This is a genomic window from Nitrospinota bacterium (genome assembly GCA_027619975.1).
In the GTDB taxonomy this organism is placed as follows: Bacteria; Nitrospinota; Nitrospinia; order Nitrospinales; family VA-1; genus JADFGI01.
This window is the reverse complement of the sequence record JAQCGX010000006.1, coordinates 63611-76396: the sequence shown is the minus strand read 5'-3', so window position 1 is coordinate 76396 and position 12786 is coordinate 63611. Positions and strand designations below refer to the sequence as shown.

Below are 12786 nucleotides of genomic sequence, written 5' to 3'. Positions count from 1 at the left end.
TCATTTTTAGACGGACCGCACTGGACATAAATCCACAGGATTTAAGTAACCTACTATATTTAAATGAGTTACTTAAAGTATGAGATCAGATGGATAGCTGGCAGACATCGGCGGGGGATTCCGTTTTCTGGGAATCGGAAGATGCCGTTTCTTTTTTTGCGGTCTTTTGCGTGGGTTGGGGGTAGCGGAACACTTTGCCTTCGTAGTTTTTTACAACCAGTTCCTTTTCATTGTGTTCCAAAACCATATCGGGAAGCAGTCTCACCTTGCCGCCACCGCCTGGGGTGTCGATGACGAAATAGGGAACGCCCATTCCTGAGATGTGCCCCTGCAAGTCTTTAATGATGTCCAGACCTTTTTCCACAGTGGTGCGAAAGTGGTCGGTTCCAAGGGTCATATCGGCCTGATAGATATAATAGGGCTTGACCCTGATTTTTAACAGCTTCAACATGAGTTCCCGCATCACTGCGGAATTGTCGTTGACGCCTTCCAGAAGAACCGTCTGACTGCCGAGAGGAATCCCGATATCGGCCAGCATGTTGCAGGCCTTCTCCACTTCCGGGGTGATCTCATCGGGATGGTTGAAGTGCATGTTGAAATAAAGCGGATGGTATTTTTTGAGAATGGAACATAAATTTTCTGTGATTCGCTGTGGCAACGTGCCGGGAACCCGGGTGCCGATGCGCAGGATTTCCAAATGCGGAATCGAGCGCAGTTCGCCCAAAATCCTGTCCAGCTCTTTATCGGGAACCAGTAGAGGATCACCACCAGACAGGATCACATCCCGAATTTCGGGGTGATTGCGAATGTATTCGATCCCTTGACGCAGGGTTTCTCGGGTGACAATTCCGGGCATCCCGATTTTGCGCTTGCGTGTGCAAAATCGGCAAATGATGGGGCAATGGTTGTTAATCATCAACAAAACCCGGTCCGGGTACCTGTGCACCAGTTCCGGAACCGGCATATCCCCTTCTTCATTCAAAGGGTCCGATTCCAGCAATTCCTCTTCGCTGATAAAGTCATCCAACTCCTCCAATGTGGGCACCACCTGTTTCCACAAAGGGTCGTTTTGTTCCTTGATTTGGTCAAGGAAATAGGAATTGATCCGAATCGGAAAAACATTGGCTACCTTCCTGAGTTTTTCTTTGTATTCCTCCGATCCATCAATAGGAAAAGGCAGGTCTTCGACCTTAACAACACTATTGCTCAGGAGTTTTTGCCACTGTTCCATGTTGACCCTTTATTTTTGTGGTGATTTGACCGAATAAGTTTGCTTCAAATAGTCGATGATTTCATACTCGTCGTCAAAAGTTTTCTCGCCATCAATGAGCACAGGAACCGTGTACTGACCGGAAACCTGGTAGACTTCCTGCCGCTGGAATTGAGGCCAGGGAACATCTATTTTTTCGTACTGCAGCTTCAGTTCCTCAAGAACTGTTCTGACCATGGCGCAATAACCACAGCCATCAATGTTGTATAGTTTAATCATTTGCAACTCAATGGGAATCCCTTCTTTGCCTATTTTTTTACCGCACAAGGAACCATGATTGCTTCCGTCATACCATGAATTTTCTTCTTATTATGCGGACACAAGGTAGCAAGAATTCCACCCAGATGCGATTTTCCCTTCACCACGAAATAATACGGGGTCAGGCGAACCCGGCTTTTCATTTCCACCATCTCGCCGGTCTCTGGCCTGTAATAAGAACTCACGACTGTTTTTCCCTTGTGAAACACCTGCAACACTGAAGGATTGCGCGGAAATTCCGCCAATCGGCTTTCCAGCGTTTCCTGCCATTCCGCACTGGAGACATCGTGACCGACAACCACTCCCCGGCTTCCCCAGGAATCGGGAGAAAACCCGGACGGTTTGACTACAAATTCTCTTTCCTTCTGACTCAGGGAAAACAGTTCCTGCCAGCCCTGAACCGGGGCTTGCCTGACAGTCAACCCAGGAATGACGCCGTGAGGCGGCATGTCACGATTGTCGAGAACCCATGTTTTGGGAATTAGATGAGATAGGGTGGCAAAGGTTTCAGATCCAAAAGCATTTTTCCACAAAGCAGTCAGCACCGGATGATGAAACAATGCCATACTGAGCTTTTCTTCCAAAAAAGGCTTCACAGGAGGCGTTATTTTGACCCTGCCCTTTTTATTGCTGTACAAAAAAAGCTCGGACTTGGGGATATTTTGCAGATCGAACAGCTCATAAAAACGGTAGGCGACATCCAGGCGGACGTCATCGTCCCCATCCTGGACAAACAACCCGTTTTCCTTAAAAATGACCTCGCCGGGATGCACCGTATAAACCGGAAATCCTTTCTCTTTGAGACGATCCGCAAGGTAGACCATTTCCCGACGGTAGTCTTCCGCCTCATCCGAAACGATGATCCCCAAAGTAGCATTCGGCACTCCCGAAACATCTGCAACCATTTTATAAAATAATTCAGCAATGCCTCCGTTTTCCTGGCCAATGATGCTTTCCCCATCTTTCTGGTAAAGGGACATCAGGCGGGCTGTCAAACCAAATCCTCCCGGCACGGAATCGAGTTCCGTCACAGAAAATCCAGCCTCCGTCACAATCAGATCAGGTCGAATGATCCCCGGAAGGTCCTTCTTGAACCGTTTCATCCGCCCATAATCCACCAGATGCGGCGGCTTTCCAAAATCAAGGTATTCGGCTATCCATACCGGAAGTTTCCCCCTGGCGCTGTCGAGATAAAATTGGTTGAGAACCGTATAAAATTTGAGGAGATGGTCGCCCAGCTGGTTGATAAAACCCAATTCCTCAGCCGAAAGAAGGTAAGGTTCGGTGGAAATCCGCCAGGTATTTTCCCCAGGGCTTCCATTTCCGTCTGCCGAATACAAGCCGTCCAGGGAAAGAGAGACCTTAATTTCAGAATAAATGTCTGCTTGAGTGGTTGTCATTCGGATTCAACTGTAAAATTAAGTGGGAGAACTCAAAAATATCCTAAAATCAAGGGTCTACATAAATTTAGATGCAATTCGCCCGATAAAGTTTTATCTTGAGCGGCCGGGTCAGGCTCATGATGACACAAGCCTTGGATTTTAAAAAATCCGTGAAGACTTTAATACTACTATTAATGCCGGAATGAATTAAGAACAATTTTAACCATGGAAACCGAAAATAACTCGACAGAGCACAAGGACCTTATTCCCCTGTTTCCTCTGCCTGCAACTGTATTTTATCCAAATACCCGTTTACCGCTGCATATTTTTGAGCCCCGCTACCGTCAGATGATTGCCGATGCCCTGGAAGGCAAACAAAAAATCGGCATGGTTCTCCTGCAACCGGGATGGGAGGAAAGTTATTATGCCGCACCCCCCATTGCTTCCGTAGGTTGTGTCGGAGAAATCGAAAACCACGTGCTCCTGGAAGAAGGAAAATACAATATGGTCCTCAAGGGACTGAATCGGTTTCGGATCGTGCAGGAGTTTGATGGGAAACTCTATCGCCGGGCAAAAATTGAACCCCTGCAAGAAATCAACGACCAGGTTCTGGATGCCTCCAACAATCCGGCAAAGGAAAAATTGATAGAACATTGCTATCGATACCTGCGCCTGCTGCCCTCTGGGGAAAGATTTAAAAAAGACCTGCAATTGGATGACTGCAAAACCCTGAGCCATCTGGTCGACCAATTGGCTTACCGGTTGAACCTGACCGTGGAGCAAAAACAAAAACTACTTGAAGAACAGAACGTCCTCCGCCGGGTCGATGCCATTCATTCGGCAATAAAAATTAAAGTCGACTTGATGAACCTCTCCAGAATGCAAATAAGGCCGGACACCGATTTCAATCTGAATTGAATCCCACCAGTGAGTTTTACTCCCCGCAACTTGCTACGGCTTTAAAAAAAATCCTTGTCGGAGTCCTCGTCCGCTTGTAGCAGGGTTGCCCATTACTCTGCCAAAGTTTTGGTCATGAAGTTTTAAACGGGTGATGCCTGATTTTCCAGAACTGAATAGCCAGCAGATAAGCGTTTCCCAGGATGAGAACCACCCATAACCCCGTCTCCAACCGATCCAGCAAGGAAAACACCACAAGGATCATATTATTGGTGCATAAGCACAACGGACTGACCCAGGCCAAAAACCGCTTGTCCAGATACCAGTTTTTTTGATCGCCCGCCTTCTTTGTAACCTCCGCCAGTTTCTGACTGACCCCGTCCAGCATTTCGACAGAACGATCCTGCCACCCGTAAAGCCACACATGCAGGCGTTGCATCCCTAAGCCGGGGTCGGGAGATTCCCCGCGGGAATCCGCCTGTCGATCCTCATCCGTAATGTCCTCCCGCACCCGGTTCATCTTATAAGCCCCCACCATCGAGGTATAATTGACCAGATAAAACACAAAATACGAACAATGCAATAGACCACTCAAGAGGGAAAAAATGCCGAGGGTCCAGAAAAACGGGTCCTGTGTCTCCTGCACCAAACGAAAGGTGATCGCCGCATAAACCGCAAACGTCACCACAAAGTCGGTGAGCGAATCGAAAAACCGCCCCAATCGGGACACTTCGCCGCGAATCCTGGCCAGGTTGCCATCTACATTGTCGAGGAAAATTTTTACATAGAGAAAAGCCGCCGCCCAGATCAATCCATACTTGAAGTCCGACAGATAAAACCCCGCCGCCAGAAGCCCCATCAGCAAGGACAGAAAAGTGATCTGATTGGCGGTAACGGGTAAGGGATATAAAACGCGGATCACCCGGCGGTTGAAAAAACACCAGACCTCGTTCAGATCGAAAAACCGATCATCGGGAGGCAACTTATGCATTTTTTCAATATTGAAAGAAGTCTTATTCAAAATCTCGCCGGCCAGCCTGAGTGCTGGGTCGTGTGTTTACGGGCGACCAACGAAGCGCTGGACCCAATATTAACGTTCGATAAGTTTGTAGTCGACCGGTCTCCGCTTTGCAAGGAGATCATTTGCCCGCCATCGCGAGCAAAGAACGCCCATACGGGCTATAAAAACAATGAAAAGAATATTGCAACCTGTTAGCCCCGCTTTTCCTCCCGCTTAACGGGTCAACAAATCCCGCAGATTTTGCAGGTGGCGGTTTCGCAGACAGGAGTGTGTTTTTGCCGCAGTCCTCTCTGGTAATCCTGCCAGAGAAATTTATTGAAATATCCGTGATCGACGATGTCCCAGGGCAGGCAATCATCGCGTTCAAATTGACGGTAAACGGCCGCATCCACACGTTCACGGAATTGATTCAAGGCGGCCTTGGAATCGTGGTTGTGCGCCAGGTAATACTTGAAGAAATCCACAAGACGGCGGTCGCCACGCGAAAGATAGGTTTGCAGATAAGCCTCATTAGGCGAACCAAAGCTCGTCTTGAGATGAGGGATTTTCCCCAGCGCCTTGCGAACTTTAAGAAATTTTTTCTTCAGGCTTGCCACCCGTTCCATCGGGTGCCATTGAAACGGCGTGCCCGGCTTGGGAACCAGAGGGCTGAGACCGATGGTCACATTGCCGATGTTACCGCGCTTGCTACAAGCGCTCACATAGGCGGCCATGACGTTTTGCACCAAGGTGATGAAATCGTCAATATCCTGATCTTCTTCGCCCGGCAAACCGATAATGGAATAAATTTTTAAATGCAGAATTCCTTTCTCCGTCAGGAACCGGCATTTTTCAATGATGAATTCATCTGTGGCGGCTTTATTGATCACATCGCGCATGCGCTCTGAGGGGCCATCGACCGCCACCGTCAACGTTTTCTGCCCGCTTTGGAGAATCAAGTCCACCAGTTCGTCATTCAGCGTTTCCATCCGCAGTGAGGAAAAGGAAAGCTTTTTTCCCTGCTCTGTGATCTTCTTGGCGAGAGAGATCAAATCGGGATGATCGGTCACGGAAGGCCCCACTAAGCCAATTGTCGAGGCCACACTTCCGGCTTTTTCCAGAGCATTCTCCAACGATCGGTAAGTGAGGTTCAAGTCGGGCAACCGGGGCGGACGATAAATAAAACCCGCCGTACAGAAGCGACAGGCCCAGATGCATCCACGAGTCACTTCCATCAGGGCCATATCCTTGAAGGTCGATACCTCATTGTGGATTTCGGAATGGGTGCACAACTCCTCGGTTTTTTCCGTCCAATGCCTCTCAATCCGTGCAGGCACCGACGAATCAGTTAAAAACCCGGCAAATTCGCCACTTTCGTACTGCGGCTGATAAAACTGGGGAACATAAATTCCAGGCTGACGCGCGGCCTCCAAGAGCAATTCGCGGGAATCCTGCCATTCATTATCTACATAAAGTTTAAAAAATTGTTGCGCAAGACCTTCACCCTCGCCGATAAAAAAGACATCGACAATATCGGCCAACGGTTCGGGATTGATAAAAACTGCCGATCCTCCAGCCAGGATCAGGGGATGGCGAGACCCTCTCTGCTCGCGCTCCAGCGGGATGTTAAAATATTTCAACAGGGCGGCGGTATGCAGATAATCCGGCTCAAAGGAGATCGAGAAGGCGATCATGTCGAACTCTTCGGGCTTAAAACCCCATTCATGCGACAGCAATTCCTGCGGTTTCAGGCTTTCAATCTCCGGGCGCCAGCCGACAGGCAGACTGAAGCGATCGCAATCGACGCCGTCGATCTGGTTTAAAAGGGCGTGGACCCTCTGAAACCCCAGGTTGGCCAACGCGACATCCGTAGTGCTCGGATACACCAGAAGCACCTTCAAGGGTCGCACCACTGGATTATTTTCTATAGAATGAGAGATACTCTGGGTCGCAGTCATCGACACCTTTAACCATTTACATTTTTATTATGAATCATGCAGAATATGATACCTCAGTTTTACAAATTGATCCACGATGCCTTTAAAATAAAGTGACTTATGGACAACACCCCCCACTCAGATCCAGAACAAAGGATGCAGGGCTACCTGCAAAAAATCGCCACCGGGCCCAAAATGAGCAAAGACCTGACCCGTGAAGAGGCTGAGGATGGGCTTTTATCTATCTTGAACGGTTCCGTCTCACAGATACGAGCGGGGATATTTCTCATCGCCGCGCGCATGAAACTGGAAACCGTGGAAGAAAATATCGGCTATTGGCAGGCCCTCGATAAAACCACGATCAAACACGAGATTCCCTTTGAAAAAATCCTGCAAATTGCCGATCCGTTCGATGGCTTCAACCGCGTGCCTTATTTCGGTTTTTTCACTGTGCCCGTTCTGGCGGCAATGGGGTTGCCCGCTTACGGGCATTCGACCCACTCCCTGCCGCCAAAATTCGGCATCACCTTTGAAGATCTTCTCGGCAACCATTATGGCGTGTCCTTCAGCGACAGCGGTGAAAAACGAATCACTCTGCTAAAAAAATACCGGTTTGCATTTCTCAGCACTCGGCACACAAATCCTGCACTTGAAGGTTTGCGCGACATGCGCCGGGAAATCGTCAAACGCCCGATGCTGGCCACGCTGGAAAAAATGCTGATGCCCGTAAAATCCAAGCCGGGTGGCAACTTCCTGGCCAGCGGATATTTTCATAAAGGTTATGAAATTTCCATGCTGGCGGTGGCGCGATTGAGCGGATTCGACAAAACTATTTTAGGAAACGGTGTGGAAGGCACTACATTTTTTGGAGTCCACAAAGATGCGCGCGTGTTTATTGATTCGGGAGATAAAGAGCCGATTGAGAAGAAACTGGTTTTAGAAAACCTGCTGAAGCCTGAGACTTGCGATCTTGTTAAAGGGACTTTTCAGGATCTTAAAAAAGAAACCTCCACCCTGGAATTTTTATCCGAGTGGGGAGAAACAGCTCTCAAAAATAATCAGGGTCCGGCGGCTCCACTCATCGCCTGTCACGCCGGGACGCTCTGTTATCTATTGGGAATGTTCAAGAGCCTACAAGAAGGATACGATGCCGCTCGCAACGTGTTGCAGGGCGGCACTTGTTATACGCGGTTGATGAAATTCCTTGCAGAAATCAAGTGACCCAACAGCCTACTTAGAAGAGACCGAAGAGAGCATGGGTTCGAGATGTTTCCATACGGTTGCGGTCACGATTTTATATCCGGAACTGAGAGGATGAATTCCGTCAGCCTGCGTGTATTCTCGCTTCGCCGCCACCCCTTCCAAAAGAAACGGCAATAGCGGAATTTCAAATTCCCGCGACAGCCTGGAATACACGTCCACAAACTCCTGAGAATATTTTTCCCCAAAATTGGGCGGAATTTTCATACCGGCTAACAGCACCCGGGCATTGTGTTCCTGGCAAATCTCGATGATCATTTTCAAATTGGAATACATTTCAGGGATGGCCAGCCCGCGCAGACCGTCGTTGGCGCCCAGAGCAAGAATCACGATACTGGGCTTGTGCTTGAGCAGCCAGGAAATGCGCCGGACACCGCCGGCTGTGGTATCGCCACTCACCCCGGCATTGACGACTCGATGCGGATACCCCTTCTCCTGCAAAATCACTTGCAGACGCGAAGGATAACTCCCCTGCTGCTGCACACCATGACCTGCGGTCAAACTGTCACCAAACGCCAAAATCACGGGAGGGGTCTCTCCTTCCACTATTAAAGGGGTGAAAACAAGGAACAAAAAAAACAGGCCGCTCGTTATGAGTCCGCGCCATCTAAAAATCGGTTGCAACCCAAAACAGGGGGTATAGTCGGTCATAGTTTTATATTAGAATAAATAGAACCCAATATAAACTCAAAAGGAAATTCGCGGTGATCCAAATCAGTCAATTAAGAAAGAGCCTCTATGGTGGCGGGCATCGGGTAGACATTTTAAACGGCATTGATCTTACGATACCCAGCGGACAATTCGTCTCCGTGATCGGTGCTTCGGGAAGTGGCAAAACCACCTTGCTCAGCCTGATAGCCGGACTCGATGCGCCCACCAGCGGAAAAATAGTGATCGACGATCAGGATATCACAAAACTGAACGAAGATGCACTAGCCGCCCTGCGCGCCCGGCGCTTCGGTTTTATTTTCCAGAATTTCCATCTCATCCCCACACTGACGGCTCTCGAAAACGTGGTCCTGGCCGGAGAATTGAACGGGACTCCAAGCCCTAAAAAAAAATCACAAGACCTTTTGGGCATGGTCGGGCTGGAAGAGCGGATGCACCATTACCCCGCACAGATGTCCGGCGGCGAACAACAGCGGCTTTGTCTGGCGAGGGCGTTCATCAACGAACCGGAAATCATTCTGGCGGACGAACCCACCGGCAATCTGGATTCCAAAAACAGCGAACATATTTTAGGATTGCTTTTGGAGTTGCACCGGGTGAAACAGACGACCATTATCTTGGTCACGCATGAACCCGGTATTGCCGCCAAAACCCAACGCATCCTGACCATGGCCGACGGGATTCTCATTACAGACACGAAACCTGCCGCCGCATCAGCTTCCCGGTCTCCCGCACAATGAGTAGCGCTGGCAAGCAACAAGGTCAGCTCAACCCTGCGCAAATAGCAACCTTGGTAATGGCTGAGTTTCGCGGCGCCTGGAAACGCTTTATTTTTTTCATCATTTGCATTGCCATCGGCGTCGGCGCGGTGATGACCATCAAAAGCCTGGCCAATATCCTGAACAACGCCGTCAACAGGGAATCCAAAAGCCTGCTGGCAGCGGACATCGCCATCCAGGGAAGCTGGGAGCAGACTGCAAAAGATCGGGAATTTCAGAAACAGGCCCTGCCCCCTGATACGGATTTTGTTTTTATCAAAGAACTGCATGGCATGGCCCGCTATAAGAAATCAGGAAATACGGACGGCAATGATTCCGGTTCGCTGATCGTTGAACTGAAATCGATTCCGCTGGCTCCACCTCATTATCCTCTGTACGGAGAATTGCAAACCGCCCCTCAGCAACCGATTGCCGATTCCCTTGCCGATCATGGCGCCATCGTCGAACCCTCGTTTTTGATGCGCACCCACCTCAAAGTAGGCGACACCTTCAGCCTTGGAAAAACTAAGATTCGCATCATCGCAACGGTTATGGCCGAACCGGATCGAATATCCCGCGCTTTCAGCATCGGTCCACGCGTGTTCGTATCGCAGGCGACGCTCGATGCCACCGAATTGATCCAGCCTGGAAGCCGGGTCAAACATCGCACCCTGATCCGCCTTCCCGAGTCCTTGCCGCCGGACACAGCCGTCGATATCTTGAAGGCCGGTCTTGAGGACAAATCCCTGCGGTTTCGCACATACAAGGACATGCAATCGTCGCTCACCGACTCCATCGAACGCATGGGCCAGTATCTCGGGGCCCTGGGGGTCATCGCCCTGATCATGGGCGGCATCGGCGTGGCCATGATCATCCGCACCTTCATGGCGCAAAAACTGGACACCATCGCCATCCTCAATTGTATGGGCGCTTCATCGCGAACCATTTTGAAAGTTTACTTATTACAATCTCTGCTCTTAGGGTTGATTGGAAGTTTGCTGGGCGTGAGCCTCGGTTACGCCGCCTTGTATCTGTTGCCTGAGAAACTCGCGGGTTTATTGAACATCGAATTTCAGCCGGGTTTTTACTGGTTACCTGCGGCGCAGTCATTGTGCCTGGGGATGCTGACCACTCTATTATTCTGCGCGTGGCCGTTGATCCTGGCGGTCAAGACGCGACCGCTCAGACTGTTTCGCCGCAACTTCGAAGAGGAGGAAATCGCACAGGGGAGCCGACGCGAACGCTGGACAGCTGGAATCACGATGATGACAGGATTGGCGCTGATCATTTTCTGGCAGGCGGAGTCGGTGAAACGCGGCGCAATATTTCTTCTCGCTCTGATCCTCGCGACGTTGATCCTGAGAGCGGTTGCACTCGGTTTATTAAAAATCCTGCGCAAAGTCCCGCCGCCCCAATCCATGACGCGCCGTTATGGGCTTTCCAATCTCTACCGCCCTAACAATCAGGCGGCTTCCATCATCACTTGTCTGGGGTTGGGCATCATGCTGGTGCTCACCGTTCGCCTGGTGCAGATGGACATGCTCTCGATGTTAAAATCCAATACCGAAATCAATCCGCCCAATTATTTTTACATCGACATCCAGTCGGATCAAACCGAACGCTTTACAAAAATTCTCGATCAAACCGCCCCCGAAGCCGAACGCGAATTGATTCCCTTGATTCGCTCGCGCTTGTACAGCGCCAATGGTAAAAAAACCGCCGACTGGCAATATAAGAACCGGAGCGAGGAAGAATGGTTCATCACCCGCAGTTTCGTGCTCACCCACATGAGCGGTCCGCCGCCAAAGGACAACAAGATCGTCGAAGGTAAATGGTGGAGCGAAAAAGAGGCTTCCATTCCCCAGGTTTCCGTTGAGGAGGACGCGGCCCAAAGGCTGGGGCTCACCATAGGGTCTGAACTCACCATAGAGATTCAAGGCATCCCGATCAGCGCCCCCGTCACCAGTATCCGCAAGGTGAACTGGCGCAACATGCGCACCAATTTTTATATGATATTTTCACCCGGTGCTCTGGATGGCGCGCCGATCACCTATGTCGCCACGGTAAATGTTTCGGAAGAAAAGGAACTTGCGCTTCAGCAGGCGGTGGTCGATCAATTGCCCAACGTCACGGCTTTAAGCACACGCGATATCGTCAACACCGTGGAATCGGTGGTCGGCAAATTAAAAACCCTGGTCGATTTCATGTCCGGGTTCAGCATATTGTCCGGGCTGATCATCCTTTCCGGATCGATCGCCTCCACCAAGTATCGACGGCTGAAAGAATCGGCCATTCTTAAAATTCTTGGAGCCCGCCGCCAGGCAGTGGCCAGCATCCTTGGAATCGAGTACGCAATTTTAGGCATTGTTTCCGGAATCATGGGTGCCGGGTTGTCCTGCCTGCTGGCATGGGGAGTCATGAAATACCTGGTCAAATCTGAGTGGCACCTCTATCCCTCCGTCCTGTTGTGGACGGTAGCTCTGAGCGTTCTGCTCACCACCGGGACCGGCATCCTGAGCAGTCTGGATGTCTTAAAAAACAAACCTTTTAAGACCCTTCGGCAAGCCGATGGCTGATTGGAATTTAAAAACCATTCAATCCGGGGCAATTCTCTTCACCCTGGGCCGGGCCGGGTGTAATATACTGGGATTTCCGGGACAAAAAATGGCCCGGACAAAACTCGACAACGAATAGGCGGCCCATGTCGCCCCCCATGTCAATGAACTCAAATGAAGTAAAACAAAAAATATTGAGACTCGGTAACATGGCGTTGCCGTTTATTTTCCTGGCTCTGTTTTTTCCCAACACCAGTTTAGCAGGTGTTATGGATATCGGCCCAAGAGCTGCCTATGAGGCGCCCACCTATGTCCCACCCCCGCCGCCGGAGTCAAAGATTCATTTGATCGATAATGGCGATGGGACACTAAGCGACGCGGACTCGAAATTGATATGGACGCACAAGGACAGTTACGCGCATTTGGGGAAATGTTTGAACTGGCATCAGGCGGTGGAGTATGTCAAGAATCTAAAAACGGGTGGACACGAAGATTGGCGACTGCCTGCTATTTTTGAGCTGGCCAAAATTTATGACAACACCAAGGAAAATAACATCAGCATGGATCATGACCCTGAAAATCCACTGGCTCTGGATGAAAAGTTCGCCGATGGCGCCGCTTACTGGTACTGGTCTTCGGATTACCACAAAACCAACCTGGAGGAATGTTGCACCCGAACTTTTTATTTCGTCACCGGAATGGCCCACACGCGCCGACTCACTATGTGCAAAAAGGGAGGCGTCCGCGCCGTCCGAAACACGAAATAAAATTACCTTCAAGCCCATCAACCAAATCCACCG

Annotated in this window: 13 protein-coding genes; 7 read left to right on the top strand and 6 right to left on the bottom strand. The window is 50.1% G+C overall.

Going from position 1 to position 12786, the window contains the following annotated elements:
* Positions 1 to 85: 85 nt before the first annotated feature.
* The 3 genes from O3C58_03450 to O3C58_03440 are packed head-to-tail and all read right to left on the bottom strand — an operon-like array spanning position 86 to position 2928.
* Positions 86 to 1231: a KamA family radical SAM protein gene (locus tag O3C58_03450; GenBank protein MDA0690917.1), complete on the bottom strand. Its 1146-nt coding sequence runs from the start codon at positions 1229 to 1231 to the stop codon at positions 86 to 88.
* 9 nt (positions 1232 to 1240) lie between these two features.
* A complete protein-coding gene (locus O3C58_03445; protein MDA0690916.1) occupies positions 1241 to 1489 on the bottom strand; it encodes a glutathione S-transferase N-terminal domain-containing protein in 249 nt (82 codons plus the stop codon).
* A 29-nt stretch (positions 1490 to 1518) separates the two neighbouring features.
* On the bottom strand, positions 1519 to 2928 hold the full coding sequence (locus O3C58_03440) for a hypothetical protein (protein ID MDA0690915.1): 1410 nt from the start codon (positions 2926 to 2928) through the stop codon (positions 1519 to 1521).
* Positions 2929 to 3135: 207 nt separating this feature from the next.
* Here O3C58_03440 and O3C58_03435 point away from each other — a divergent pair, with 207 nt between their 5' ends.
* The gene (locus O3C58_03435; protein ID MDA0690914.1) at positions 3136 to 3828 is read left to right on the top strand and encodes an LON peptidase substrate-binding domain-containing protein; all 693 of its coding nucleotides are present in this window, start codon (positions 3136 to 3138) and stop codon (positions 3826 to 3828) included.
* 112 nt (positions 3829 to 3940) lie between these two features.
* Here O3C58_03435 and O3C58_03430 read toward each other — a convergent pair whose 3' ends face one another.
* Positions 3941 to 4798, bottom strand: a complete 858-nt coding sequence (locus O3C58_03430) for a CDP-alcohol phosphatidyltransferase family protein (GenBank protein ID MDA0690913.1) — start codon at positions 4796 to 4798, stop codon at positions 3941 to 3943.
* Between O3C58_03430 and O3C58_03425 the strand changes: the two genes are divergently transcribed.
* A complete protein-coding gene (locus O3C58_03425; protein MDA0690912.1) occupies positions 4793 to 5023 on the top strand; it encodes a hypothetical protein in 231 nt (76 codons plus the stop codon). The genes O3C58_03430 and O3C58_03425 overlap by 6 nt on opposite strands.
* Before the next feature lie 26 nt (positions 5024 to 5049).
* Here O3C58_03425 and O3C58_03420 read toward each other — a convergent pair whose 3' ends face one another.
* Complete coding sequence (locus O3C58_03420; protein ID MDA0690911.1) at positions 5050 to 6765, bottom strand: radical SAM protein; 1716 nt, start codon at positions 6763 to 6765, stop codon at positions 5050 to 5052.
* A 99-nt stretch (positions 6766 to 6864) separates the two neighbouring features.
* On the opposite strand from O3C58_03420, the gene O3C58_03415 reads away from it, so the two are divergent.
* Positions 6865 to 7965 carry a hypothetical protein gene (locus O3C58_03415; GenBank protein ID MDA0690910.1) on the top strand — a complete coding sequence of 367 codons (1101 nt, stop codon included), beginning with the start codon at positions 6865 to 6867 and terminating at the stop codon, positions 7963 to 7965.
* 9 nt (positions 7966 to 7974) lie between these two features.
* Here the strand turns inward: O3C58_03415 and O3C58_03410 are convergent, their stop codons facing one another.
* Positions 7975 to 8529 (bottom strand): arylesterase, encoded by a 555-nt coding sequence (locus tag O3C58_03410; protein ID MDA0690909.1) that lies wholly within the window; start codon positions 8527 to 8529, stop codon positions 7975 to 7977.
* Between the two features lie 179 nt (positions 8530 to 8708).
* Between O3C58_03410 and O3C58_03405 the strand changes: the two genes are divergently transcribed.
* The 4 genes from O3C58_03405 to O3C58_03390 are packed head-to-tail and all read left to right on the top strand — an operon-like array spanning position 8709 to position 12753.
* The gene (locus tag O3C58_03405; protein MDA0690908.1) at positions 8709 to 9413 is read left to right on the top strand and encodes an ABC transporter ATP-binding protein; all 705 of its coding nucleotides are present in this window, start codon (positions 8709 to 8711) and stop codon (positions 9411 to 9413) included.
* A complete protein-coding gene (locus O3C58_03400) occupies positions 9410 to 12007 on the top strand; it encodes an FtsX-like permease family protein (protein MDA0690907.1) in 2598 nt (865 codons plus the stop codon). Before O3C58_03405 ends, O3C58_03400 begins: the two co-directional genes overlap by 4 nt.
* Complete coding sequence (locus O3C58_03395) at positions 12000 to 12125, top strand: hypothetical protein (GenBank protein ID MDA0690906.1); 126 nt, start codon at positions 12000 to 12002, stop codon at positions 12123 to 12125. Before O3C58_03400 ends, O3C58_03395 begins: the two co-directional genes overlap by 8 nt.
* Positions 12126 to 12144: 19 nt before the next feature.
* Positions 12145 to 12753, top strand: a complete 609-nt coding sequence (locus O3C58_03390; protein ID MDA0690905.1) for a DUF1566 domain-containing protein — start codon at positions 12145 to 12147, stop codon at positions 12751 to 12753.
* Positions 12754 to 12786 lie beyond the last annotated feature (33 nt).